The sequence below is a fragment of the Brachybacterium huguangmaarense genome (assembly GCF_025725725.1).
Taxonomy (GTDB): Bacteria; Actinomycetota; Actinomycetes; order Actinomycetales; family Dermabacteraceae; genus Brachybacterium; species Brachybacterium huguangmaarense.
Map to the genome: position 1 here is coordinate 1,072,420 of NZ_CP107020.1, position 23,543 is coordinate 1,095,962.

Consider the following 23,543-nt stretch of genomic DNA (forward strand, 5'->3'; position numbering starts at 1 on the left):
CGGTGAGCTGGGAGCCCCATTGACGCCGGAGCCCGAGGGGACCACTCTGGGGCGGCGACCCGGGGAACCGGTGCCGCTCGAGCGGAGGGCCCGACGTGCGCCGACGGCGTGCGCACCCCCGGAGAGGAGTCGCCATGAGCGTCCTGCGGCGCAAGAGCATCGAGACGGTCATCCGTCAGGATGACGACGAGGGCAGCGAGCACCTCCGCAAGAACCTGCGGGCCCGCGATCTGATCGGCTTCGGCATCGGGATCGTGATCGGCACCGGCATCTTCACCCTGACCGGTCTCCAGGCCAAGGAGAACGCCGGCCCCGGCGTCGTCATCTCGTTCCTCATCGCGGGGGCCGTGGCCCTGCTCGCGGCCCTGTGCTACGCCGAGCTCGCCTCGGCGGTGCCCACGGCCGGCAGCTCGTACACCTACGCCTACTCGACGATCGGCGAGATCTTCGCGTGGATCATCGCGTGGGACCTGATCCTCGAGTTCGCGCTCGGCGCGGCCGTGGTCGCGCGCGGCTGGTCCGGCTACATCGCGGGCGTGTTCGACCTGCCGTCGGCCTGGTTCTCCGAGGACGGCTCGATCGTCAACCTCGGCGCGATCTTCATCGCGCTGCTGCTGGGCGGCGTCGCGATCCGCGGCATCCGCGAGTCCAAGTGGGTCACCAACGGGCTCGTCATCATCAAGGTCGTCGTGTGCGTCTTCGTGATCGCCGTCGGCGCGTTCTACGTCAAGAGCTCCAACCTCGTGCCCTTCATCCCGCCGGCCCAGAAGCCCGAGTCGGCGCACAGCGGGCTCGCCGCGCCGCTGTGGCAGGCGCTCTCGGGCATCCAGCCCACCGAGTTCGGCTTCGCGGGCGTGCTCGTCGCGGCGGCCGTCGTGTTCTTCGCGTACTCGGGCTTCGAGGCGGTCGCCAACCTCGGCGAGGAGACCGAGAAGCCCGCGCGCGACATGCCGCGCGGCCTGCTCGGGACCCTCGCCATCTGCACCCTGCTGTACGTGGGCGTCTGCCTCGTCATCACCGGCATGGTCCACTACTCCCAGCTCAACGAGGGCGACGCCGTGGCCGACGTGTTCTCCCAGGTCGGCCTCGGCTGGGCCGGGATCCTGGTGGGCATCGCCGCGGTCGCCGGGCTCAGCTCCGTGATCCTCGTGGACATCGTCGCGATGGGCCGCATCGGCTTCGCGCTCGCCCGCGACGGCCTGATCCCCGGCGTGTTCGCCCGCGTGCACCCGCGCTGGGGCACGCCCATGCTGATCACCGCGCTGACCGTCGCCGCCGTGGTGATCCTGGCCGGCTTCGTGCCCATCTCGGTGCTCTCGGAGATGGTCAGCATCGGCACCCTGTTCGCCTTCGTCGTGGTGTCGATCGCCGTGGTCGTGCTGCGGCGCACCGATCCCGACATGAAGCGCCCCTTCCGCACCCCGCTCGTGCCCGTGCTGCCGATCGTGTCGGTGCTGGCCTGCCTGGCCCTCATGGCGAGCCTCGCCGTCGAGACCTGGCTGCGCTTCCTGGTGTGGCTCGCGATCGGCCTCGTGATCTACGGCATCTACGGCTACCGCCACTCGCGCGTGGGCCGCGCGGTCGCCGCGGGCGAGCCCGCCCCGGCCGCCGACGAGCTGGAGGAGACGCCGTGAGCATCGTGGTCGGCTTCGGCCCCGACACCCGCAGCGCCGGCGGCGTGCGCTTCGCCGGCCAGCTCGCCCGCACGACGGGCGAGGCGGTCGTGCTGTGCTGCGTCATCTACGACTCCTTCGCCTCGCCCGCCCTGCGCGACTTCAACGGGATCGACGACGACTGGCGGCGCGAGCTGACGGGCATGGCCTCGCGCGCGCTCGCCGAGTCGCGCCGCGCGCTCCCCGACGGCGTCGAGGTCGAGGAGGTCGTGCGCACGTCGCGCTCGGTGCCCGACGCCCTCGAGCGCGAGGGCCGCGACCGCGGGGCACGTCTGCTCGTCGTGGGCTCGGCCTCGAGCGGTGCGTTCGGCCGCATCGGGCTCGGCACGACGAGCGACCGGCTCGTGCACAGCGCGCGCATCCCGGTCGGTCTCGCCCCGAGCGGCTACACGCCCGACGGCGAGCCCGTGCGGCGGCTCGTCGTCGCCATCGGGCCGGGGCCCGCGCCCGGGCCGCTCGCGCGCGAGGTCGCCCGCACCGCCGACTGGCTCGGCGCGAGCGTGGACATCGTCTCGTTCGCCGTGCGCGGCACCGCCCGCACTGCCATGTCGGCCTTCACGGACGCCGAGGTCTACGAGCACTGGACCCAGCTCGCGCGCGACGCGCAGAAGGCCCTGGCCGCCTCGCTCCACGACCGTGCGCCGGACCTCGAGATCGGACGCCACGGCGTGCTCAACGGGGATCGCTGGTCCGAGGCCGTGGGCTCGTACCCGTGGCGCACGGGGGACGTGGCCGTCGTCGGCTCGAGCTCCCACGGCGGGCTGGCGCAGGTCTTCCTCGGGTCGACGGGCTCGCGCATCCTGCGCACCTCGCCGCTGCCGGTGATGATCCTGCCGCGGCCCTGAGGGCCGGGACGGGGCTCTGGACGCGAACCTACGGGTGCGTAATACTGGGCGGCGGTTGCTAGTACGCTCGGTATCAGGAACCTGAAGGATCGCATCCAGGAGGCAGAGTTGCCCGAGGCCGTCATTGTCGCCGCCGTCCGTTCGCCCATCGGCCGCGCCCGCAAGGGATCGCTCGCCTCGATCCGCCCGGACGAGCTCGCCGCGCAGACCGTCCGGGCCGCCCTCGACCGGGTGCCCGCCCTCGACCCGCGCGAGATCGACGACCTGCAGCTCGGCTGCGCGATCCCCGAGGGACACCAGGGAGGCAACCTCGCGCGCACGGTCGCGGTGCGGCTCGGGCTCGACACCGTGCCGGGCGCGACCGTGACCCGCTTCTGCGCGTCGAGCCTCGAGACCACCCGCTCCGCCTTCCACGCGATCCGCGCCGGCGAGGCCGACGTGATCGTCTCCGCGGGCGTCGAGTCGATCAGCTTCTCGAGCGGGCGGCTGCTCGACGACGACGCCCGCGACCCGTACTTCGCCGAGGCGATGGAGCGCACCGAGCGCCGCGCCCACGAGCTCGAACCCACCCCGTGGCACGACCCGCGCGACGACGGCCGCGTGCCCGATCCGTACATCGTCATGGGGCAGACCGCCGAGAACGTCGCCGAGGTGCGGCAGGTGTCGCGCGCGGCCCAGGACGAGTACGCCGTGCGGTCCCAGAACCGTGCCGAGAAGGCCGTCGCGAGCGGCTTCTTCGACCGCGAGATCGTCCCCATCACCCTGCCCGACGGCCGCGTCGTCGTCACCGACGACTCCCCGCGCGCCGGCGTCACCCTCGAGGCGGTCTCCGCGCTCCAGCCCGCCTTCCGCGAGCACGGCACCGTCACCGCGGGCAACTGCTGCCCGCTCTCGGACGGCGCCGCGGCGCTCGTGATCATGTCCGACGAGCGCGCCGAGACGCTCGGCGTGCCACCGCTCGCCCGCATCGTCGCGACCGGGGTGAGCGCCCTGAGCCCCGAGATTATGGGGCTCGGGCCGGTCGAGGCGACCCGTCGGGCCCTCGCGCGCGCCCACCTCACGATGGCCGACATCGATCTGGTCGAGCTCAACGAGGCGTTCGCCGCCCAGGTGATCCCGAGCGCCGAGGACCTCGACATCCCGCTCGACAAGCTCAACGTGCACGGCGGCGCGATCGCGCTCGGCCACCCGTGGGGGTCGACCGGCGCGCGCATGATCACCACGCTCCTGAACGGCCTGCGCTCGCGCGACCAGCACGTGGGTCTCGCGACCCTGTGCGTCGGCGGCGGGCAGGGCATGGCCCTCATCGTCGAGAGGATGAACTGATGACCGACCAGAGAGAGCCGACAGACCCGACGGAGCCGGCAAGGTCGACTGAACGCACGGCGCCGCCGGCCCCGGGGCTGCGCCCCGACGCCACGACCGGCGCCGAGCTGCTGGACCCGACCGCCGACTTCTACGCCCTGTTCGCGGACGTGACGGGGGAGGACCTCGAGGCCTGGCGCGCCGCGCGCTCGCTCGCCCCCGAGATCCTGCCGCGCCTCAACGACTGCTGGGACGCGGCGGAATACCCGACGGACCTGCTCGTCCGGCTCGGCGAGCTGGACCTGCTGACCGACGGCCTCGAGATCCCGGGGCACCGCTCGCTGTCGCCGCTGGGGGCCGGGCTCGTGAACATGGAGATGAGCCGCATCGACGGCTCCGTGGGCACGATGATCGGCGTGCAGGGCGGCCTCGCGCTGCGCTCGATCGTGCTGCTGGGCTCGCCCGAGCAGCGGGAGCGGTGGACCGAGCCGCTCGTGACCGGGCGCGAGCTCGGCGCCTTCGCGCTCACCGAGCCCGACCACGGATCGGACTCCGTCTCGCTCGAGACGCGCGCACGGCGCGAGGGCGACGAGTGGGTGCTCAGCGGCCAGAAGCGCTGGATCGGCAACGGCGTGAACGGGGACGTGACCGTGGTCTGGGCGCGCGTCGAGGACCCGTCCGACGAGATGCTCGACGGCCAGGTGTCGGGCTTCGTGGTCGAGCAGGAGCGGGAGGGGTACGAGGCCGAGGTGATCCGCGGCAAGGTGTCGCTGCGCGCGATCCACCAGGCGCACATCCGCCTGCACGACGTGCGCGTGCCCCCCGGGGCGCGACTGCCCGGGGCGCGCTCGTTCAAGGACACCTCGACCGTGCTGCATGCGACCCGCGCAGGCGTGGCCTGGGGCGCGCTCGGGCACGCCGTCGCGTGCTACGAGGCGGCGCTCGAGCGTGCCCGCACCCGGATCCAGTTCGGCCGCCCCCTCGCCAAGGCCCAGCACGTGCAGGTGCGCCTCGCGACGATGCTGCAGACGGTGACCGCGATGGCCCTCTACTGCAGGCGGCTCGCCGAGCTCGAGGCGGCGGGCGCGCTCACCCCCGAGCAGGCGTCGCTCGCCAAGGTGCACAACACGCGCGGCGCCCGCGCGGTCGCCGCCGATGCGCGCGACCTGCTGGGCGGCAGCGGGATCCTGCTCGAGAACCACGTGGTGCGCCACATGGCCGACATCGAGGCGCTGCACACCTACGAGGGCACCGACACGATGCAGTCCCTCATCGTCGGCCGCCGGGTGACGGGCGTCGGCGCCTTCGTGTGACGGGGAGCCCGCAGTCCCGGAGCCTTCAGTCCCGAGGGCCCAGGCGCTGCTCGTCGTCCGGTTCCTGGTCGCGCTGAGCGGCCAGGGCGCGGGCGCGCGCGACCTGGCGGGCCTGGTCCCAGCGCAGCAGGCCGAACAGCAGCACCGCCGCGCCGACCACCACCGCCGCGGATTCCACGGGGGTGCGGATGTCGGGGAGCACGCTCAGCAGCACGACGACGAGCAGGACCATGAAGCCCAGCGCGACGAGCTGCGGGAGCGAGCGTTCGAGGCCGATGCCCGCGTAGTGAGTCCGTACGCCCCCGTCGACCACGATCACGGCGATGAGCAGCACCGCGAAGCCGATCGCCGTGCCGGCGAGCCCGAGCGGGAACGCCCCGATGAGGATGCCGACGGCCCCGGCGCCGAGCAGCGCCTCCAGCAGGGTCCACGGCCAGGGCACGTCCCGCGGCTCGCGTGCGATCGGTGACCAGGGATGCGTCATGGTCCACCTCCAGCTCGACTCCTTCCACCCTAGCCATCGAGCGTGGTCGGCGGCGGGGATGGGGATCTCCAGGACACGCCCCTCGGGTACGGCCGCCCGCCGGCCCCGATCAGACGGCGCGCCGCACCTCGACGCGGCCGCTCGCGGCCCTCACCAGGACACACCCCCACGGTCCACCCGCCCGCACGGCCCCGACTGCTCCACGAAGGGTCGCTTGCCCCGCCCGCCTCCCTGCGGCACCATGTACCTAGAACTCCCGGTATCAGACAATGGGCCCCGTCCGCGCACGCTCGTGCGGCCCGGTCCGTCGCCCCGGGACGAGTCGACGACGACCAGGAAGGCGCCCCCGCCATGACCGACACCTACACCGAGCACGTCACCCGCGTCCTGACCGAGGACCGCGACCAGGCCGGCATCGGCACCGTCGCCGTGCTCACCGTCGCACCGCCCGAGGGGACGCGACGCCCCGCGACCCTCGGCCCCCGCTCCCTCGAGAACGTCGCCCGCGCCCTCACCGAGGCGATCGAGCGGGCCGAGAAGGGCCGGATCCAGGCGATCGCCTTGACCGGCACGGACCGCGTGTTCCTCGCCGGTGCCGACCTCTCGATGTTCGCCGACCCCGAGGCCGCGAGCGCCATCGCCGCCATGACCGACCTCGCCCACGGCCTCCAGGAGCGCGTCCGCACCGCGCCCGTGCCGATCCTCGCCCACCTCAACGGCGCGACCCTCGGCGGCGGCCTCGAGATCGCCCTCATGGCGGACATGCGCACGGCCGCCCCCGGTGCGCGGCGGATCGGCCTCCCCGAGACGAGCCTGGGCATCCTGCCCGGCTGGGGCGGCACGACGCTGCTCACCGGGGTGGTCGGCGGCGAGAGCGCGGTGCGCATGATCCTCGAGGACCCGGCGCGCGACCGGCAGCTGAACGCCTCCCAGGCCCTGGAGATCGGCCTCGTCGACGAGCTCGCCGACGACCTCGACGTCGCGCTCGAGGCCTTCGCCGGCTTCGTCCAGGCGGCGGCCGACGAACGGGCCGAGGGCGGAGCGGCGTGGGCCGATCGTCCGTCGCCGCTGCCGGCCGCCGGATCTCCCCAGGCCGACGCCCTGCTCGACGCGCTCGACGCCGCGCACGGACCGGCCGAGTCGCGTCGCGCCTGGGCCCGCCGCGCCGAGGCCCAGGGCGCCCCGGCCCTGGCCCGCGTCATCGCCCTGCTCGAGGGGCTGCCCGGCTCCGACCTCGATGTCGCCCTCGACCGCGAGAAGCAGGCCCTGCTCGACCTCGTCGCCTCCGACGCCGCGGCCGGCTCCCTCTACGCCGCCGAGCTGCTGCGCCGCGGCAAGCCCGGCCGCGCCCCGGTCGAGGGTGCCCGCGAGATCCGCCGGGTGGGCGTGGCCGGCGCGGGTCTGATGGCCTCCCAGATCGCCGCGCAGCTCGCCCTGGGCCTGCGCGTCCCGGTCCTCATGCGGGATCTGGACGAGGAGATCGCCCAGCGCGGCCTCGCCCACGCCCGCGACGTGATCGCGCAGACCGCTGCGCGCGGTCGCCTGAGCGAGCAGGACGCGACCGCCGTCGCGGCGCTGCTCGACGCGACCACCGACGTGGCCGACCTCGCCGACGCCGACCTCGTGCTCGAGGCGGTGCCCGAGGTGCTGTCGATCAAGCGGTCCGTGTTCGCCGAGCTCGAGGCCCACCTCGCACCCGAGGCGCTGCTCGTCACCAACACCTCGTCGCTCTCGGTCGCCGCCATGGCCGAGGGCCTCGAGCATCCCGAACGGGTGGTCGGCCTCCACTTCTTCAACCCCGTCGCCCGGATGCTGCTCGTCGAGGTGATCCACACCGAGGCGACGGACCAGCAGACCCTCGCGACGGCGCGCGAGGTCGCGCGGCGATGCGGCAAGTTCGCCGTCGAGAGCGCCGACGCGCCCGGCTTCATCGTCAACCGGCTGCTGTTCCGCGTGCTGTCGGAGGTGCTCGCCTCGATGGACGCCGGGGCCTCGCCCCAGGTCGTCGACGAGTCCCTCGACGCCTTCGGGATGCCGATGCGCCCCCTCGAGCTGCTCGACCTGGTCGGCATCGCCGTGGCCGACCACGTCGGCAAGGTGCTCGCCGACCAGCTGGGGGAGGACCGCTTCCCGGTCTCGCCGGGCCTGAGCGCGATGGCCGAGCGCTCCGAGCGCTTCACCCAGCGCTCGAAGGAGCACGTGCACCCGCCGGTCGCGCCGGGGGTGTCCGAGGCGTTCGGCTCGGGCGGCGCGGCCTCCGCCCCCGTGGGCGACGAGCTCCTGGGGCGGGTGCTGCACGGGCTCGCCGAGGAGGCGCGGCTGCTGCTCGACGAGGGCGTCGTCGAGGGCCCTGAGCAGATCGACCTCGCGATGATCCTGGGCGCGGGCTTCCCGCGCCATCGCGGCGGCCTCACCCCCTACCTCGACCAGTCCGGGGTGAGCCTCGAGGCGACCGGCACCACCTTCCACGGCGGGACGTTCACCCGCTGACGACCGGCGGGAACGCATCGATTCGGTCACGACGCGCGTGCCGCGTGCGCCGCTCGGCTACGCTCGCGCCAGCGGCGCACAGGGCGTCCGCGACGGCCGCTCCGGCCGCGTCCCTGCGAGGCCGCCATGACCGCTCCTGATCCCTCGTCTCCGCGCAACCCGTACGGCCCCGCCGTCGGTGACGCCGACCCCAGCTGGGCCGTCGCCGACCCGGGCGGCGGAGCCTTCCCCGGGGGCCCGTTCCCGGCCGGCACGGGCGGCACGCCGCCGCGCTCCGGGATGTCCCACGGGGCCGTCATCGCCATCGTGCTCGGGTCCGTCGCGGCCCTCGTGCTCGGTCTCGGCATGGCCGGCGGGGTCGCCCTCCTGCTCTGGCGCGCCGGGGCCGAGGCCGGCTCCGACATGGCCTGGGACCAGTCCGACTACACCGATGACGGCGTGTGGGAGGGCGAGGTGCACGACGCCTCCGGCACGGTCCTGGCCGACACCGGCACCTGGGACGCGCCCGCCGGGGTCGGCGACAGCACCCTGGTGTGGCCCACCGACGACGGCGGCACCGTCTCCGTCGTCGTGAGCGACGTGCAGTGGGAGGCCGACGCCGAGGTCGCGGCGGCCGCCGCCTCCAACCGGCCCGCGAGCGACGGCATGCACTACGCGCTCGTCACCCTCGACGTCTCCTACAGCGGGCAGAGCTTCGTCCTGCCCTACGACCTCCTGTACGTCAGCGTGGAGACCGACATGGACATCTTCAGCAGCGACGACGAGCTGGTCCGGCCGCCCCGGCCGCTGTGGGCCCAGGGCGGCATCGCCGACGGCGAGACCGGCTCCGGGCAGGTCGCGATCGAGGTCCCCGACGCCGAACGGGCCGGCGCGCTCATCGGCGTGAGCCCGTGGAACGGCACGACCCTGTACGTGGACGGCCGCTGACGGCCTCCTCCTCGACCACGACCCGCCCCGTCCAGCGCCCGGATCGGCGGGATTGTCCACCTCTTCCCCTAAGATCTGGCCATCAGGAGCTCCCCCTCCCCTGACCCGTCCGCATCTCGATCGATCTCCCTGACCCCTTCCGAGAGGAGGGCGGCACCCCGAGCGGTGCCGCACCCGCCATGTCCCAGCCCCCTCAGTACCCTCAGGACGGACAGCCCCGTCCCGACGGCTCCTCCGATCCCTACGGCTCGCAGTACCCGGGCCAGCCGCCCGCCGCGCCCTATGAGCAGTACGGCGGCTCGCCCGCCTACGGGCAGGGCTCGCCCGACCCGTCCGGCCAGGGCTACGGCCAGCCGTCCGCGAACGGCTACGGCCCCAGCGCCGCGGGCTACGGCCAGGCCTCGCCCAACGGCTACGGCCAGGTCCCCGGGGGAGAGGGCCCGGGCGGCTACCAGCCCATCCAGCCCGCGCAGACCAAGAAGACCCGCTGGCCGCTGTGGACGTGCCTGGGCTGCGGCGTCCTCGTGCTCATCATCCTCATCGTGATCGGCGGCTGCGCGTTCCTCAACCGCGGCTCGAACGACGAGCCGACCACGCCGCCGGCCCCTGCGACCTCGTCGACGGCGACGGAGGAGCCGACCTCGGACGCTCCCACGACCGACGCCCCGACCTCGGACGCGCCCACGAGCGACGCGCCCACCTCGGCGGCGGCCCAGGGCGGCGCCGGCACGGCGGACAGCCCCTTCCCGGTCGGCGGCGGCCCCGCGACCCTCACGACCAGCACGGACGGCACCCTCGACGTGACGCTCGGCGAGGTGAACTGGGACGCGTGGTCGGACATCCAGAAGGCCAACCAGTTCAACGAGGCGCCCGGTGACGGCGAGGTCTACGTGACGGTGCCGGTGACGGTCGTCTACCACGGCTCGGGCGAGGTCTCGCCGTGGATCGAGACCACGATCTCGCTGTCCTCCCCCAACGGCCAGGTGTACTCGACCAGCTCGGTCGTGACCGGCCAGGACTCCTTCAGCGTCAACGACCTGACGGACGGCGGCACGGCGACCTTCACCGAGGCGTTCCTGATCCCGGCCGACCAGGCCAAGCAGGGCACGTTCATCGTCGAGCCGCTCCTGAGCTTCTCCGGCGAGAAGTTCTACTTCGCGGCGGCCTGACCCGGCCGTGCAGGCCGCGGGCTCCTAGGCTGGGCCGGTGACATCCGACCCCGCCTCCCTGGAGCTCGCGGCCCGTCTGTTGCGGTGCCCCCTGTGCGCCGAGCGCCTCGCGCCGGCGTCCGGCTCCGCCCTGCGCTGCCCGGCACGGCACACCTTCGACGTGTCCCGCCACGGGTACATCTCGCTGCTGGGCGGGGCCCGCGCCGTGAGCGGCGACGACCCGGACATGGCGCGCGCCCGCGAGCGCTTCCTCGCGACCGGCGCCTACGCCCCGGTCCGGGACGCCGTCGCCGCCCTCGCCGGGGGCGGGCGCGACGAGCCCGAGGTCGTGCTCGACGTCGGGGCCGGCACCGGCTACTACCTCGCGGGCACGCTCGAGCGGATGCCCGCCGCGCACGGCATCGCGCTCGACACGTCCGTGCGGTCCCTGCGGGTCGCGGCTCGTGCCCATCCGCGCGCGATCGCCGCGACCTGGGACGCGTTCCGCCCCTTCCCCCTCGCCGACGGCTCGGTCGACGCAGTGCTCGACGTGTTCGCGCCGCGCAACCCCGCCGAGTTCCACCGCGTGCTGCGCCCCGGCGGCAGGCTCGTCGTGGCCCGCCCCACCGCGCGCCATCTCGCCGAGCTGCGGGCCGAGGTCGCCGCGATGGTGACGATCGACCCGGCCAAGGAGGAGCGCCTGGCGCGCGCCCTCGCGCCGCACGTGACCGCCGTGACCACGCGCGAGGTCGAGTACGAGCTGACGCTCGGCGCGGAGCAGGCGCGCGACCTGATCGGGATGACGCCGAGCGCCCGGCACCTCGACGTGCACGCCCTCGGGCGGCGCGAGGGCGGGGGAGCGGCGGGCGAGGGAGCTGCAGGCGCGGGCCTGGCCGTGACCGTGTCGGTGCTCGTGACGGCGTACGCGCCGCGCTGAGGCGGTGACCGTAGGCTGGTCCGCGTGAGCCCCGCCCCGCGCCGACCGACGTCCTCGGACGTGGCTGCGCGGGCGGGCGTGTCCCGGGCGACCGTCTCGATGGTGCTCAACGACCGCGTGGAGGGCACCGTCGCCTCCGCGACCCGGGACCGCGTGCTCGCGGCGGCCGCGGAGCTCGGCTACGCACGCAGCGCGATCGCGCTGTCGCTGCGCGACCGGCGCACGCGCACGATCGGCCTCATCACCGACCGGATCGCGACCTCCCCCTGGGCGGGGCCGATGACGCGCGCGGCCTCCCAGGAGGCGGCGGCGCACGGACAGATGGTGATCGAGGTCGACCTCTCCCTGCGCGAGGCGAGCCTCGCGGACGCGATGCGCCTGCTCGCCGAGCGCCAGGTCGACGGCCTCGTCTACGCGACGATGGGGCGCGCCCGGATCCGGCTCCCCGCCTCGACCTTCGGCCTGCCCCTGGTCCTGCTCGACTGCGAGGAGTACACCGCCGCTGGCGCCGACGCCTCCGCCGACGACAGGGACCGGACTCCCGTCCCCGCCTTCGTCCCCGCCGACCTCGAGGGGGCGCGGCGAGCGACGCGGCATCTGATCGGGCTCGGGCACGAGCGGATCGCGATGCTGAGCGGCGGCGACCGGCAGCCCGCGACCCTCGAGCGCGAGCAGGGCTACCGGACGGCGATGACCGAGGCCGGCCTCGCGCCCCGCCTCGTGCCGGCGGGCTGGCAGATGGACGACGGCTTCCGCGCGGCCTCGCGCCTGCTGGCGCACGGCCAGGCGCCCACGGCTCTGTTCTGCATCCGCGACCGCGTCGCCGCGGGGGCGCTGCACGCCGCCGCGCTCGCCGGGGTCGACGTGCCGGGGCGGCTCTCGGTGGTCGGCTTCGACGACGAGGACTTCTTCGCCGCGGCCCTCACCCCGCCGCTGACCACCATCGCCCTCCCGCACGAGGAGATGGGCCGCGCCGCCGTGCGCGCCCTGCTCGACCTGATCGAGGGCGGCGAGGAGCGGGCCGCCGTGCCGTCGGCGCCCGTCGTCGTGCCGTGCGCCCTCGTGGAGCGCGCGACGACCGGCCTCGTGCCCGCCTGACCGCTCCTCGTCCTTTGACACGTGTCGAAGCGGGTCCCATACTCGACGGACCGGCCTCGACACGTGTCGAGGCGCCGTGGATCGACCCTGCCCAGGAGGCCCCGTGACGAGCGACCCCTTCCCCTCCCTGCATCGCGTCCAGGCGCGGGGGTGGCTCAACGACCCCAACGGGATCGTGCGGCACGACGGCCGCTGGCACGTGTTCTTCCAGTACAACCCCGACTCCCCGCGCCACGAGCGCATCCACTGGGGCCATGTCTCGTCCGACGACCTCGTGAGCTGGCGCGAGGAGCCCCTCGGGCCCGCCCCGCGACCCGGCGAGGCCGACGAGGGCGGCTGCTGGAGCGGCGTCGCGACCGTGCACGACGGCGCCGTGCACGCCGTGTACTCGGGGGTGAGCCGCGGTCACGTCGAGCAGTCGCGCGTCGTGATCCAGCGCGCGAACGCCGACCTCACGGCCTTCGAGCCGCTCCCCGGCACGGCGGCCGACGCCCCCGACGAGTCCGGGCTCGTGGCCGTGCGCGACCCCTTCCTGCTCGAGCTGGACGGGCGCGCCCTCGCGATCCAGGGAGCGGGCCTGCGGCGTCGCGGCGCCGATGGCGTCGAGCGCATGGTCCCGGCGATCCTGGCCTGGGACCGCTCCGACCTCACCAGCTGGCGCTACCTGGGCCCGGTGCTGACCGGCGAGGAGACGATCGCCGGTCAGCACGCTCCGGCGGACGTCTGGGAGTGCCCCCAGCTGGTGCGCCTCGGGCGCGGCGACGAGGCGCGCTGGGCGCTCGCCCTGAGCCTGTGGACGACGCCGCCCGAGGGCGGCTTCGGGCCCGACCGCGTGAGCTGGCTGCTCGGCGACCTGACCTGGCACGAGACGGACGGCGAGGACGATCGGACGGGACTCGGCCCGCTGCGCTTCTCGCCGGCGACAGGCGGCCCGCTGGACGCCGGCCCCGACTTCTACGCGCCGCAGGCCCATGTCGATCCCGCGTCCGGCCGCGTCCTGCTGTGGGCGTGGTCGTGGGAGGGCGCGGAGCGCACGGCGGAGCAGGCCGAGGCCCAGGGCTGGGCCGGATGCCTGACCTTCCCGCGCGAGCTGGACCTCGAGCACGGCCGCGTCGTCTCGCGCGTGCCCGCCGAGCTGCGCACCCTGCGCGGCGCCCCGCTCCCGGTCGGCGACGACGGCGCGGTCCTCCCACCGCGCGCGGAGGCCCGCTCCGAGCAGGGCGCGCGCGTCGAGCTGATCGGCGAGGACGGGACGGTGCTCCGCGTGATCGCCGAGGAGCCGCACGGCCCCGTCACGGTGTTCGTCGATGCGAGCATCCTCGAGCTGCTGCCGGAGCAGGGCGTGCCGCAGACCGTGCGGGTGTACCCGGGCCAGGGCGAGTCGCTGCGGGTGCGCGCCCTCGGCGGCGCGAGCGACCTGCGGGTCTGGGAGCTGCGCCGGCCCTCGGCCTGAGGCCCGACGCGCCGCGGTCAGCGGCGGTCGGCGACCCCGAACCAGCCCGTCGCCGCGGCGCGCGCGTCGTCGGTCAGGATCGAGAACGGCGTCAGCTCGGCCCCGGCCTCGCGCACCGCCGTCTCGAGCGTGTCCCGCAGGAGCCACGCGTCCACGGGGCTCGTGCCCGGCGACATCGTCAGCGCCGAGTCGAACCGTGCGGGCGGCAGCCCCGTGCGTTCGCGCAGCTCGTCGCGGGTGAGGCCCGAGGCCGCGAAGTTGGCGGCTAACTCGGCGGCGGTGCGGGCCCGCTGGGGGCTGTTCAGCGACATGCCCCCATTGTGTCGGGCCGCCGCCGCGCGCGGGGAGGGCCGTGTGGGCTGTCTCGCCTGGTGGGCCGCCTGGCCTATGCGCCCTGGGGGGCGACGTCAGTCGGCGGGCGGGGGAGGAGGCACGGGAGCGCCCGCGGGCGGCGCGACCCGCGGGTAGCGGCCCGTCGACGCGGTCACCGCGGCTGCCCCGCCCGCGGCGCCCGTGCCCGAGGCCGTGGCGGCGCCCGCCGCGACGGCCGTCGTGCCGCCCGCGCTCCCGCGGGCGCGGGCGGGATCCCAGCCGGTGTCGACCACGCGGCGCTGCACGGTGATCGCGAGGGCGAGGATCACGAGGCCGATCACGGCGAGCACGATCGAGCCGAGCAGCACGCCCGGCCGGGCGCCGTAGCCGATCAGGATGCCGAACCAGCCGAAGTCGGTGTCGCCGAAGGTCGTGTTCTCCGAGCCGAAGGCGCCCAGCACCTTGAGCAGCAGCGCGGGCAGGAACGTGACCAGGAGGCCGTTGACGAAGGCGCCCGCGATCGCGCCGCGGCGCCCGCCCGTGGCGTTGCCGTAGACGCCGGCGGCGCCGCCCGTGAAGAAGTGCGGCACGAGGCCGGGCAGGACCAGGGCGAGGCCGAAGAGCGGCCCGAACACGGTGCCGAGCAGGAGCAGGCCGACGAGGCCGCCGACGAAGCTCGAGATGAACCCGATCAGCACGGCGTTCTGCGCGTACGGGAACACGATGGGCGCGTCGAGGGCGGGCACCGCGCCGGGGACCACGCGCGCGGCGATGCCCTGGAAGGCGGGCACGAGCTCGCCGAGGATCGTGCGCACGCCGAAGAGGATCACGGCCACGGCGATGCCGAACTGGAGGCCCTGGGTCACGGACGTCATGAGGTAGTTGCCGACGTTCGAGGAGGGGGTGTCGAAGGCGGTGAACGCCGTCTCCTGGCCGACCCGGGCGAGGTACACGAGCGCGACCACGACGTACATGAGCACCATCGACAGGGCCGTCGCGACCATCGAGTCGCGCAGGAAGCGCAGGCCCTCGGGCACGGTGATGTCCTCGGTCGAGCGGCTCCTGCCGCGCGGGTCGACGAGGCGGCCCACGGCCCCCGACGCGATGTATCCGGCGGTGCCGAAGTGGCCGATCGCGATCGTGTCGTCGCCCGTGATCTTGCGCGTGAAGGGCTGGGCGAGGGCGGGCAGTGACACCATGAGGATGCCGAGCAGGACCGCCCCGAGCACGACGACGACCGGCGTGGGCATGCCCGCCGAGGCCATCACGATCGTGATGAGGGTGGCCATGAACAGCATGTGGTGCCCGGTCAGGAACACGTAGCGCAGGGGGGTGAAGCGCGCGAGCAGGATCGCGACCACGAAGCCCAGGATCATGAGCCACGCGACCTGGGCGCCGTACTGCTGCTGGGCGATGCCCGCGATCGCCTCGTTGGTGGGCACGACGCCCTGGGCGCCGAGCGCGCCCTGGATCATCGTGCCGAGCGGCGCGAGCGAGGCGGTCACGAGGGTCGCGCCGGCGCCGATCAGGAGGAAGCCGAGCACGGCCTTGAGGCCGCCGCCGATCACCTGGCCGACGCTCTTGCGCAGGGCCAGCAGGCCGATCGCGGTGATGATGCCGATGAGGAAGGCAGGCACGCTCAGGATCTCGTTGACGAGGAACTGGGCGATCGCGAGGAGGACGTTCATGGTCGCGGCTCCGATGCTCGGACGGGGAGGGGAGGGGGAGGGCGTCAGACGGCGTAGAGGCGGCGCAGCGCGGCGTCGATCTCGGCCTGCGAGGTGAAGTCGCGGATCACCTCGACGGGCACGCCGACGTCGCCGAGCGCGTCGGCGATGGCCCCCGAGGTCAGCACGACGTCGGCGTCGTGGGCCTTGCCCTTGGCGGAGATCGTGTCGGTCGCCTCGATGCTGATGTAGGGGGACCAGCCCCAGCGGTCGAGCACCTGCTCGGCCGTGTTCTTGAGGAACAGGCTCGTGCCGAGGCCGTTGCCGCACACCGTGAGGATCAGGTTCTTCGAGGGCACGGTCTCCTCGTCGGCGGCGACCGGTGCGGCCTCCGCGGCGGGCCAGGGAGCAGCGGCCGGTGCGGCAGCGGTCGTCGTGGCCGGGGTCGCCGCGGCCGGTCGCGGGGCGGGGTCTTCGAGCACCGCGAGCACCTCGGCGGGGGTGGCCGCGACGTCGAGCGCGGCGCGGCGCTCGCGATCGGCGAGCACGCCCGCGAGCGCCGCGAGGGCCTGCTGGTGCGCGCCGGCGTCGGCCGCCGCGAGCGCCATCACGAGGGTCACGGGGTCGTTGTCGGGGTTGCCGAAGGCGACCGGCTCGGCGAGGCGCACGAGGGCGAGGCCGGTGCGGGCCACCGAGGCGTCGGGCCGCGAGTGGGCCAGGGCGAAGCCCGGCGCGAGCACGATGTAGGGCCCGTGTTCCTCGACGGTGCGGATCATCGCGTCGGTGTAGGCGGGGCCTGCGACGTCGGAGGCGGTGAGCAGCGCGCCCGCGGCGCGGATCGCCGCGCGCCAGTCGGCGGCGGGCACGTCGAGGCGGATCGCGGACGGATCGAGCAGGTCGCTGAGCGAGGACATGCGTGATCTCCTCTCGGCGGTGACGGGAGACGGGACGGCGTGTCCTGCCGAGGCTACGCGACGCGAACGGTCCCGTCAGGAGGCCGGAGGTCCCGTCCCGGCCCACGGCGACCCCTTGCGCTCCTCCGGCAGGCGCGTAATGTCACCGCTTACATACCGAATGTAAGCGGTTGTATTCACCCCACGACGACACGAGCACCGTGCCCTCCCGGGTGCCGAGCGGCTGGCGCGCGAGGTAGCCGATGTCGGCGCTCGCCCGGCGCAGGCGCGTCGCGTAGCGCTCGAGCCGTTCGGGATCCGGCAGCATCGGGGCCCGTCCGTGCCCGAGCCCCCACGGCCCGCGACCTGCCCGGACCGGGCGTTGCGCGCGTCGATCCTCGTGCGGGCCAGCTCCGTGCCGCCGCGGCTCGCGCTCGTGGGCAGCCGCAGGTTCTGCTGGTAGGCCGCGTCGCCGAGCCGGCGCGAGGCCTCGTCGGCGAGCTCGATCCGGCGCTGGGCGAGCTGGTCGCCCCCGTCGGCGAGCTCCCGCAGCGCGTCGGTGTAGGCGCCCATGAGCTGCTCGCGCGTCGGATTCTCCGTGCCGACCGTGGCCTTGGCGCGCTCGAAGGCCTCGAGGTGCTGGGCGTTGAGCTTGCGGCTCGTGTCCAGGCGCTTGCGCATCGCGTCGATGCGCGGCTTCATGTCCGTGCCGCGCCGCGCCGCGCCCGCCGGCCGAGGTGCCACAGGTCCCCGGCGAGCCATCCGCTGCGGGTCAGCACGATCACCACGAGGGCGACCACGGCGATCCCGAGCCCTGCCGCGACCCCCACCGAGTCCTCGTGCAGCTCGGTGAGCACCGCCTTGATCTGCAGGCCCATGGTCAGGAAGACGACGCCCTCGAGCACCATCTGCACGCTCGACCACGTGATGCCCGTGGTCAGGCGGTGCTGCGGGGGGAGCGTGCGCGGGCCCCGGAAGCCGATGATGAGGCCCGCGACGACCGCGGCCACGAGGCCCGAGCTGCCCAGCAGCTCGGCGGGCACCGAGGCGATGAAGGGGAGGGTGAACGAGAGGACCGTGTCGGCCGTCGCGTTCTCGATCCGTCGCCGGAACCAGAAGTTGCCCACCCCGACGATCGCGCCGATCAGGAGTGCCACGATCACGGAGTACAGGAAGGAGCCCACGGCGCCGGCCACCGAGAAGCCGTGCACGGCCGCCCCCGCGGCCGTCGCGAGGATGACGAGGGCGGTCGCGTCGTTGAGCAGCGACTCACCCTCGAGGATCGTGACGACCCGGTCGGGCACGCCGCGGCCCTTGATGATCGAGGTCGCGACCGCGTCCGTGGGGGAGAGGATCGCGCCGAGGGCGACGCCCCAGCCGAAGCCGAGGCCCGGCACGAGCCACCAGAACAGCAGCCCCAGCAGGAGCGAGCTGAGCACCACGAGGGTCACGGAGAGGCCGCTGATCGCGGACAGCTCGCGTTTGAAGCTGATCGCCGGCATCGCGACCGCGGACGCGTACAGCAGCGGCGGCAGGATGACCTCGAGCACGAGGTCGGGCTCGAGCTCGAAGGTCCCGAGCGCCGGCACGAAGCTGAGTGCGATGCCGACGACCACGAGCACGAGCGGAGGCGCCGCCTTGACCCGGGGGGCGAGGATGTCGGCCGCGCAGATGACGATGACGGCGACGACGCCCGCGGCGATGAGCCCGGTCATCGGCGCGCCGCCATCCGGGCGGCGACCGGGGGCCGGAAGGTTCTCACGGTCGCGGAGTCACTCGGTGGTGAAGGTGGCGAGCGCGCCGTCCTGGATCATCCGGTCCAGCCGCTCCTCCTGCGATCGCGCGGACTCGGCGAGCCGCTCGAGCTGCTGCGGGTCCAAGCGCAGGTCCACGGCCGTGAGCCGCAGCAGCGTCTCCCACAGGCATCGCTTGGCACGGACCAGCCCGGTCAGCGTCTCGATCTCGATGCGAGCGGCGGCAACCTGATGGGCACGCAGCACGTTCATCGGGTTCAACCGTCCGGCGACCTGGGCTCCCGCGGCTGCGGTCTGCTTGAGAGGGCCCACGGAGTACCCGAGGCCGCGGATCAGATCCCGGAGAGTGTCCCGGTCGGCCGTCACCTCGTCGGCGAGCTCCTGCAGCAGCTCGCCCCCGGGGCGGCCTTCCCAGGCGGAGGCGGCGGCCCGGAAGGCCTGCGCCCCGGATGAGGCTCCCAGATAGTGCTCCGTCAGGTAGGACGAGTACGTGTCATGATCGATCGCGGTCATCGGGTCTCCTCGGCCGAAGGGTGGGACCAGCCTAAGCGCCTCGGCGCCCTCGCGCCCACGCCCCGAGCCGTCGGGCCGCCTCGGCCAGGGTCGCGTCGTCCTTGCAGAAGGCGAAGCGGACGAGCGAGCGGTACTGGCTCGCGTGCCCGCCCGCGGCGTCGTCATGGCAGAACGCGGCGACGGGGATCGCGACGACGCCCGCCTCCTCGGGCAGGCGCTCGCACAGCGCGGTCGCGTCGTCCTCGCCGAGCGGCGAGAGATCCGCCAGGACGAAGTAGCCCGCTTCGGGCACGGCGACGTGCGCGCCGATCCCCCGCAGCGTGTCCACGAGCAGGTCGCGCCGCCGGGCGAGGTCGTCGGCGATCGCCGCGTACTGGGCCTCGGGCAGCTCGAGACCGCGCGCGACCGCGCCCTGGAACGGGGCCCCCGAGGTGAACGTGAGCCACTGCTTGACGCCCGTGACCGCCGCGACGAGCTCGGGGACGGCCGTGACCCAGCCGATCTTCCAGCCCGTGACCGACAGCGTCTTGCCCGCCGAGCCGATCGTGATGGTCCGCTCGCGCGCGCCCGGGAGCGTCGCGACGGGAACGTGGGATGCGGCGAAGGTGAGGTGCTCGTACACCTCGTCCGACACGATGATCGCGTCGTGCGCGCATGCCGCCTCCACGAGGGCCTCGAGCACCTCGCGTCCGAGGACCGCCCCGGTGGGGTTGTGCGGGGAGTTCAGCAGGATCAGGCGGGTCGCGTCCGTGACGGCCTCGCGGAGCGCGTGCGGCGCGACCGACAGTGACAGCTCGCCGTCGGTGCACCGGACCTCGAACGGGACCGTGCGGTGCACGCCTCCGGCGAGTGCGATCGTCGCCGCGTAGGAGTCGTAGAAGGGCTCGAGCGTGACCACCTCGTCACCCGGCCGCACGAGCGCGAGGATCGCGGCGGCGATCGCCTCGGTCGCGCCCGTGGTCACGAGCACCTCGCTGCCGGGATCCCAGGCCAGGGCGTAGAAGCGCTCCTGGTGGCGGGCGATCGCCGCGCGCAGCTCGGGCCGCCCCGGGCCCGGCGGGTACTGGTTCACGCCCTCACGGATGTTGCGCTGGGCGGTCTCGGCGACGACCGGTGGCGGGGCGGTGTCGGGGAAGCCCTGGCCCAGGTTCATCGCCCCGAGTGCAGCGGCGCGCGCCGACATGCGGGCGAAGACGGTCGGCTGCGCGACGCCGTCCACCCACAGATGCGCGCCGCGCGCCGCGGCCTGCCACGGGCCCTCGAGATCCATGCGGGCGAGTCTGCCAGAGCAGCGGACCCTTGCCGTCGGGGGGAGCGGAGCATACTCTCTAAAAGTATGAGCTGCGTCACACCCGCCCGCGTCCTCATCCGCCCTGTCCTGCTCGTCTCCGCGGCCTTCTCCCTCGCCGCGTGCGGGTCCCCCTCGGATCCCGCCGAGGCGGACCCGACGGGGAGTGCAGAGGAGAGCTCGGCGGGAGAGAGCGCGGAGAAGATGAGCGCGTCCTCCTCCGTGTCGCCCACGCAGGGGTCCTCGTCCGCCGAGCCGCCGACCGAGGGCACGACGAGCGCGAGCGATGACCCCTCAACCAGCTCCGAGGACACCGAGGTCAGCCTCCCCTCCTCGTGGGAGGGCACGATCCTGGCCGAGCCCGGCACCAGCCGCACGAGCGAGTCCGACGGCGCCTCGTACTACGAGGCCGTGATCGATCGCGAGGGTCGGACATCGCTCACGGCGGAGCAGGTCGCGCAGTCCGAGTTCATCGCCGGCTTCGACGACGGCGACCAGACCTACGTCCCGGACTGCAACTCCTCCGCCGACACCGAGGGGGCCATGGTCCTGTGCAGACTCACCGGGGAGGACGACAGCGTCGTCGTCACCGTCCAGGTCGCGCTCGCGCCGTCGGCCTTCGGCAAGACCGTGGTGATCCACCACGTCGACGGACAGGGCCCCGGGGACTTCACCGTGCCCACCGGCACCGAGATCGTGGCGGCCGCGAGCGAGGAGGACGATCGCGCGTCCGTCACCGAGGGCTCGGCACAGGAGACGGTGATCGAGGCGGTCATGCTGGCCGAGCACCCGGACGGCGACATCCCTGCGGAGGTCGAGGCGACCTGCCAGGTGCTCGACTCCGGCGATCACCTGGTGTGCGACGTGACGGGCACGACCGACGGGGGCGGCGACGGCACGTGGTACGGCACCGCGCAACCCGGCGACGACACGGAGCCCTACTACGTGTTCGGGCTGCTCCCGCAGTCCTGATCACGCCAGTCGCGGCACAGTCCTGATCAGGCCACGAGGGCGTCGATCTGGTCGAGCGCCGTGCGCGTCCCCTCCTCGACGCCCATGTCGAGGACCTGCTGCAGCCCCTCGCGCGTGGCGTACGTGGACACGTAGACGGCGCGGGTGCCGCCCTCGTGCTCGTCGAAGGTGCACGTCGTCTCCGAGACGGGCAGGTCGGGGTCCGGGGTGAGGTCCTCGCGCGCGAAGCCATCCCGGAAGCGGAAGGCGTGCGGCTCGTCGACCTCGATCACCTCCCAGTAGCCGGGGTACCGCTCGCCGTCGGGGCCGGTCATGTAGTAGGTCATGCGGCCGCCGGGGGCGAGGCGGTGCTCGACGAAGGTCGCTGGGAACCCGGGCGGCCCCCAGATCCGCTCGAGCTGCCGGGGATCGGCGTAGATGTCCCAGATGCGCTGGACGGGGGCGGCGAACTGCGCCGTGATGGTGAGGGTCAGGGTGTCGAGGTCGCGGTGGACGTCGGTGACGGGCATGGTGGTCCCTCCTGGGACGAGGCGGGGTCGATCAGCTCGTCGATGCGCGCGATGCGGTCCCGCCACAGGGCTTCGAGCTCGGAGAGGAGCTGGGCCGCCGAGCGCACCGCCTCGACCTCGCCGCGGGCGAGGGACTCCCGGCCGCGACGGTGCCTGGTGATGAGACCGGCTCGTTCGAGCACCCCGACGTGCTTCTGCACGGCCGTGAGGCTCATGTCGTACTTCCGTGCCAGTGAGGAGACCGACTGCTCGCTCCGCAGAGTGCGGCGCAGGATGTCCCGCCGGGTGCGGTCGGCGAGGGCATGGAACCGCGCGTCGACGAGGTCCTCGGCGGTCGTGCTCACGCCCACAACCTACAACCATGTGGTTGTGCTTTGTCAAGGGCCCGTCGCGTCGGCCGGCGCTCAGGCGGCCGGGACCTGGGCCTTCTGGCGCACCTGGCGCTGGATCCGGCCCAGCATCCCGGCCATGCCGCGCAGCCGCAGGGGGCTGACCACCTCCGCGAGGCCGAGGCGTCCGGTCACGTCGAGCGGCACCGCGAGCACCTCGCCGGCGCTCAGGCCGTCGAGGCCCTCGGCGAGGATGCCCGCGAAGCCGCGCGTGGTCGGCGCCTCCGGCGGTGCGGAGAAGAACAGGCGCACGCGCGCCTCGCACCCCGTGCCCTCCACCTCGGTCGCGAGGAAGATGGGGGACTGGCACTCGGGGACCGGCTCGAGGAGCTCGGGGTGGTCCGTGTAGCGCGCCGGCAGCTCGGGCAGGCCGTCGGAGAACTCGAGCAGCAGCTGCAGGCGGTCCTTGCCGGTGAGCTGGCCGAAGTCGTCCGCGATCTCCTGCAGCGCGGCCGGGACGGCGCTCTCGGCGCTCGCGGCGGTCATCGGCGCCCCGCCTCGCCCGGCTCGGACCCCACCGCGATGGGCAGGCGCACGCCGTTGCCCCACTCGGTCCAGGAGCCGTCGTAGTTGCGCACGTCCTCGAAGCCGAGCAGGTGGCGCAGCACGAACCACGTGTGGCTCGAGCGCTCCCCGATGCGGCAGTAGGCGATGACGGGCTCGGCCGGATCGAAGCCGATCTCCTCGCGGTAGATCGCCTCGAGCTCGTCGCGGGGCCGGAAGCGCCCGTCCTCCTGGGCGGCGCGCGCCCAGGGCACGGACCGTGCGGTCGGGATGTGGCCGCCCCGGATCGCGCCCTCCTCGGGGTACTCGGGCATGTGGGTGCGCTCGCCCGTGTACTCGGGCAGCGAGCGCACGTCGACGAGCTGGCCGCCGAGGAAGCCGAGCACGTCCTCGCGGAACGCCCGGAGGGGAGCGTCCCGGCGCTCGACGACGGGGTACTCGGCGCGCACGGGCGCGGGCTCGTCGCGCGTCATCTCGCGGCCCTCGGCCTGCCAGGCCGCACGGCCGCCGTCGAGCAGGCGCACGTCCTCGTGGCCGAACAGCTCGAACACCCACAGGGCGTACGCGGCCCACCAGTTGGAGCGGTCGCCGTAGACGACGACGGTCGTGTCGCGCGTGATGCCGTGGCGCGCCATGAGCTCGGCGAAGGCGGCGCCGTCGACGTAGTCGCGGGTCACGGGGTCGTTGAGGTCGAGGTGCCAGTCGATCTTGGCGGCGCCGGGGATGTGCCCCGTCTCGTACAGCAGCACGTCCTCGTCGGACTCGACGACCACGAGGCCGTCGTCCCCGAGGTGCTCGGCGAGCCAGTCGGTGGTCACGAGCTTCTCGGGATGTGCGTACTGCTGGAGGGCGGGCGACGGATCGGCGGGAACGGGCACGGAGATCACCTCACGGTTCGCGGACAGGGGACTCCAGCAGTCTCCCGCTCACGGCGCGATCCGTCACCTCGCGTTCGCTGAGGGCGGTGCGACCACGCGGCGTCGCGACACGGCGGAAATGTCGGTGCGTGTCGCAAAACTTTTTTTCGCGATCTGACCAGGAGGAACGTGGAAACTTTCCTCGTACTCAT

Annotated in this window: 23 protein-coding genes; 11 read left to right on the top strand and 12 right to left on the bottom strand. The window is 73.9% G+C overall.

The genetic code is table 11. The annotated features are described in order from the left end of the window. The first annotated feature begins 134 nt into the window (after nucleotides 1-134). The 4 genes from BRM3_RS04750 (at nucleotide 135) to BRM3_RS04765 (ending at nucleotide 5,136) form a co-directional block, all read left to right on the top strand. Nucleotides 135-1,634 (top strand): APC family permease, encoded by a 1,500-nt coding sequence (locus tag BRM3_RS04750; RefSeq protein ID WP_263594941.1) that lies wholly within the window; start codon nucleotides 135-137, stop codon nucleotides 1,632-1,634. Further along, nucleotides 1,631-2,518, top strand: coding sequence for a universal stress protein (locus BRM3_RS04755; protein WP_263594942.1), 888 nt, complete (start codon nucleotides 1,631-1,633; stop codon nucleotides 2,516-2,518). The genes BRM3_RS04750 and BRM3_RS04755 overlap by 4 nt, the downstream gene beginning before the upstream one ends. Nucleotides 2,519-2,626: 108 nt before the next feature. Then, on the top strand, nucleotides 2,627-3,844 hold the full coding sequence (locus BRM3_RS04760) for an acetyl-CoA C-acetyltransferase (protein WP_263594943.1): 1,218 nt from the start codon (nucleotides 2,627-2,629) through the stop codon (nucleotides 3,842-3,844). Beyond that, the gene (locus tag BRM3_RS04765; RefSeq protein WP_263594944.1) at nucleotides 3,844-5,136 is read left to right on the top strand and encodes an acyl-CoA dehydrogenase family protein; all 1,293 of its coding nucleotides are present in this window, start codon (nucleotides 3,844-3,846) and stop codon (nucleotides 5,134-5,136) included. Before BRM3_RS04760 ends, BRM3_RS04765 begins: the two co-directional genes overlap by 1 nt. 25 nt (nucleotides 5,137-5,161) lie before the next feature. Here the strand turns inward: BRM3_RS04765 and BRM3_RS04770 are convergent, their stop codons facing one another. Beyond that, nucleotides 5,162-5,620 carry a hypothetical protein gene (locus BRM3_RS04770; protein WP_263594945.1) on the bottom strand — a complete coding sequence of 153 codons (459 nt, stop codon included), beginning with the start codon at nucleotides 5,618-5,620 and terminating at the stop codon, nucleotides 5,162-5,164. A 351-nt stretch (nucleotides 5,621-5,971) separates the two neighbouring features. Here BRM3_RS04770 and BRM3_RS04775 point away from each other — a divergent pair, with 351 nt between their 5' ends. The 6 genes from BRM3_RS04775 (at nucleotide 5,972) to BRM3_RS04800 (ending at nucleotide 13,673) form a co-directional block, all read left to right on the top strand. Then, the gene (locus BRM3_RS04775) at nucleotides 5,972-8,110 is read left to right on the top strand and encodes a 3-hydroxyacyl-CoA dehydrogenase NAD-binding domain-containing protein (protein ID WP_263594946.1); all 2,139 of its coding nucleotides are present in this window, start codon (nucleotides 5,972-5,974) and stop codon (nucleotides 8,108-8,110) included. A 126-nt stretch (nucleotides 8,111-8,236) separates the two neighbouring features. After that, nucleotides 8,237-9,037 (top strand): hypothetical protein, encoded by an 801-nt coding sequence (locus BRM3_RS04780; RefSeq protein WP_263594947.1) that lies wholly within the window; start codon nucleotides 8,237-8,239, stop codon nucleotides 9,035-9,037. Between the two features lie 179 nt (nucleotides 9,038-9,216). After that, nucleotides 9,217-10,206 (top strand): hypothetical protein, encoded by a 990-nt coding sequence (locus tag BRM3_RS04785; protein WP_263594948.1) that lies wholly within the window; start codon nucleotides 9,217-9,219, stop codon nucleotides 10,204-10,206. Nucleotides 10,207-10,243: 37 nt separating this feature from the next. After that, a complete protein-coding gene (locus BRM3_RS04790; RefSeq protein WP_263594949.1) occupies nucleotides 10,244-11,122 on the top strand; it encodes a putative RNA methyltransferase in 879 nt (292 codons plus the stop codon). A 24-nt stretch (nucleotides 11,123-11,146) separates the two neighbouring features. Then, nucleotides 11,147-12,220 (top strand): LacI family DNA-binding transcriptional regulator, encoded by a 1,074-nt coding sequence (locus tag BRM3_RS04795; RefSeq protein WP_263594950.1) that lies wholly within the window; start codon nucleotides 11,147-11,149, stop codon nucleotides 12,218-12,220. Between the two features lie 103 nt (nucleotides 12,221-12,323). Next, nucleotides 12,324-13,673: a glycoside hydrolase family 32 protein gene (locus BRM3_RS04800; protein ID WP_263594951.1), complete on the top strand. Its 1,350-nt coding sequence runs from the start codon at nucleotides 12,324-12,326 to the stop codon at nucleotides 13,671-13,673. 17 nt (nucleotides 13,674-13,690) lie between these two features. On the opposite strand, the gene BRM3_RS04805 is transcribed toward BRM3_RS04800, so the two are convergent. From BRM3_RS04805 to BRM3_RS04835, 7 genes are all read right to left on the bottom strand, one after another. Further along, nucleotides 13,691-13,984: a DUF2316 family protein gene (locus BRM3_RS04805; RefSeq protein WP_263594952.1), complete on the bottom strand. Its 294-nt coding sequence runs from the start codon at nucleotides 13,982-13,984 to the stop codon at nucleotides 13,691-13,693. Between the two features lie 96 nt (nucleotides 13,985-14,080). After that, nucleotides 14,081-15,673: a PTS ascorbate transporter subunit IIC gene (locus tag BRM3_RS04810; RefSeq protein WP_263594953.1), complete on the bottom strand. Its 1,593-nt coding sequence runs from the start codon at nucleotides 15,671-15,673 to the stop codon at nucleotides 14,081-14,083. 44 nt (nucleotides 15,674-15,717) lie between these two features. Beyond that, nucleotides 15,718-16,566, bottom strand: a complete 849-nt coding sequence (locus tag BRM3_RS04815) for a PTS sugar transporter subunit IIA (protein WP_263594954.1) — start codon at nucleotides 16,564-16,566, stop codon at nucleotides 15,718-15,720. 75 nt (nucleotides 16,567-16,641) lie between these two features. After that, nucleotides 16,642-17,247, bottom strand: a complete 606-nt coding sequence (locus tag BRM3_RS04820) for a hypothetical protein (protein ID WP_263594955.1) — start codon at nucleotides 17,245-17,247, stop codon at nucleotides 16,642-16,644. Continuing rightward, on the bottom strand, nucleotides 17,244-18,260 hold the full coding sequence (locus BRM3_RS04825; protein ID WP_263594956.1) for a cation:proton antiporter: 1,017 nt from the start codon (nucleotides 18,258-18,260) through the stop codon (nucleotides 17,244-17,246). Before BRM3_RS04825 ends, BRM3_RS04820 begins: the two co-directional genes overlap by 4 nt. Nucleotides 18,261-18,317: 57 nt before the next feature. Next, entirely contained in the window at nucleotides 18,318-18,812 is a 495-nt protein-coding gene (locus tag BRM3_RS04830; protein ID WP_263594957.1) for a hypothetical protein, read from the bottom strand. Nucleotides 18,813-18,843: 31 nt separating this feature from the next. Then, nucleotides 18,844-20,082 carry an aminotransferase class I/II-fold pyridoxal phosphate-dependent enzyme gene (locus BRM3_RS04835; protein WP_263594958.1) on the bottom strand — a complete coding sequence of 413 codons (1,239 nt, stop codon included), beginning with the start codon at nucleotides 20,080-20,082 and terminating at the stop codon, nucleotides 18,844-18,846. A 66-nt stretch (nucleotides 20,083-20,148) separates the two neighbouring features. On the opposite strand from BRM3_RS04835, the gene BRM3_RS04840 reads away from it, so the two are divergent. After that, complete coding sequence (locus tag BRM3_RS04840; RefSeq protein ID WP_263594959.1) at nucleotides 20,149-21,072, top strand: hypothetical protein; 924 nt, start codon at nucleotides 20,149-20,151, stop codon at nucleotides 21,070-21,072. A 26-nt stretch (nucleotides 21,073-21,098) separates the two neighbouring features. On the opposite strand, the gene BRM3_RS04845 is transcribed toward BRM3_RS04840, so the two are convergent. Genes BRM3_RS04845 through BRM3_RS04860 form a run of 4 tightly spaced genes read right to left on the bottom strand, consistent with a single transcriptional unit; the run spans nucleotide 21,099 to nucleotide 23,352 of the window. Further along, complete coding sequence (locus BRM3_RS04845; RefSeq protein ID WP_263594960.1) at nucleotides 21,099-21,581, bottom strand: SRPBCC family protein; 483 nt, start codon at nucleotides 21,579-21,581, stop codon at nucleotides 21,099-21,101. Beyond that, complete coding sequence (locus tag BRM3_RS04850) at nucleotides 21,542-21,925, bottom strand: ArsR/SmtB family transcription factor (protein WP_263594961.1); 384 nt, start codon at nucleotides 21,923-21,925, stop codon at nucleotides 21,542-21,544. Before BRM3_RS04850 ends, BRM3_RS04845 begins: the two co-directional genes overlap by 40 nt. Before the next feature lie 60 nt (nucleotides 21,926-21,985). Then, entirely contained in the window at nucleotides 21,986-22,456 is a 471-nt protein-coding gene (locus tag BRM3_RS04855; protein WP_263594962.1) for a SufE family protein, read from the bottom strand. Continuing rightward, on the bottom strand, nucleotides 22,453-23,352 hold the full coding sequence (locus tag BRM3_RS04860) for a sulfurtransferase (protein ID WP_263594963.1): 900 nt from the start codon (nucleotides 23,350-23,352) through the stop codon (nucleotides 22,453-22,455). Before BRM3_RS04860 ends, BRM3_RS04855 begins: the two co-directional genes overlap by 4 nt. Between the last annotated feature and the right edge of the window lie 191 nt (nucleotides 23,353-23,543).

Coding starts and splice junctions, on each gene's coding strand:
- BRM3_RS04750 (WP_263594941.1), top strand. CDS start 135: ATGAGCGTCCTGCGGCGCAAGAGCATCGAGACGGTCATCCGTCAGGAT.
- BRM3_RS04765 (WP_263594944.1), top strand. CDS start 3,844: ATGACCGACCAGAGAGAGCCGACAGACCCGACGGAGCCGGCAAGGTCG.
- BRM3_RS04770 (WP_263594945.1), bottom strand. CDS start 5,620: ATGACGCATCCCTGGTCACCGATCGCACGCGAGCCGCGGGACGTGCCC.
- BRM3_RS04775 (WP_263594946.1), top strand. CDS start 5,972: ATGACCGACACCTACACCGAGCACGTCACCCGCGTCCTGACCGAGGAC.
- BRM3_RS04780 (WP_263594947.1), top strand. CDS start 8,237: ATGACCGCTCCTGATCCCTCGTCTCCGCGCAACCCGTACGGCCCCGCC.
- BRM3_RS04785 (WP_263594948.1), top strand. CDS start 9,217: ATGTCCCAGCCCCCTCAGTACCCTCAGGACGGACAGCCCCGTCCCGAC.
- BRM3_RS04805 (WP_263594952.1), bottom strand. CDS start 13,984: ATGTCGCTGAACAGCCCCCAGCGGGCCCGCACCGCCGCCGAGTTAGCC.
- BRM3_RS04810 (WP_263594953.1), bottom strand. CDS start 15,673: ATGAACGTCCTCCTCGCGATCGCCCAGTTCCTCGTCAACGAGATCCTG.
- BRM3_RS04815 (WP_263594954.1), bottom strand. CDS start 16,566: ATGTCCTCGCTCAGCGACCTGCTCGATCCGTCCGCGATCCGCCTCGAC.
- BRM3_RS04820 (WP_263594955.1), bottom strand. CDS start 17,247: ATGAAGCCGCGCATCGACGCGATGCGCAAGCGCCTGGACACGAGCCGC.
- BRM3_RS04825 (WP_263594956.1), bottom strand. CDS start 18,260: ATGACCGGGCTCATCGCCGCGGGCGTCGTCGCCGTCATCGTCATCTGC.
- BRM3_RS04830 (WP_263594957.1), bottom strand. CDS start 18,812: ATGACCGCGATCGATCATGACACGTACTCGTCCTACCTGACGGAGCAC.
- BRM3_RS04835 (WP_263594958.1), bottom strand. CDS start 20,082: ATGGATCTCGAGGGCCCGTGGCAGGCCGCGGCGCGCGGCGCGCATCTG.
- BRM3_RS04840 (WP_263594959.1), top strand. CDS start 20,149: ATGAGCTGCGTCACACCCGCCCGCGTCCTCATCCGCCCTGTCCTGCTC.
- BRM3_RS04845 (WP_263594960.1), bottom strand. CDS start 21,581: ATGCCCGTCACCGACGTCCACCGCGACCTCGACACCCTGACCCTCACC.
- BRM3_RS04855 (WP_263594962.1), bottom strand. CDS start 22,456: ATGACCGCCGCGAGCGCCGAGAGCGCCGTCCCGGCCGCGCTGCAGGAG.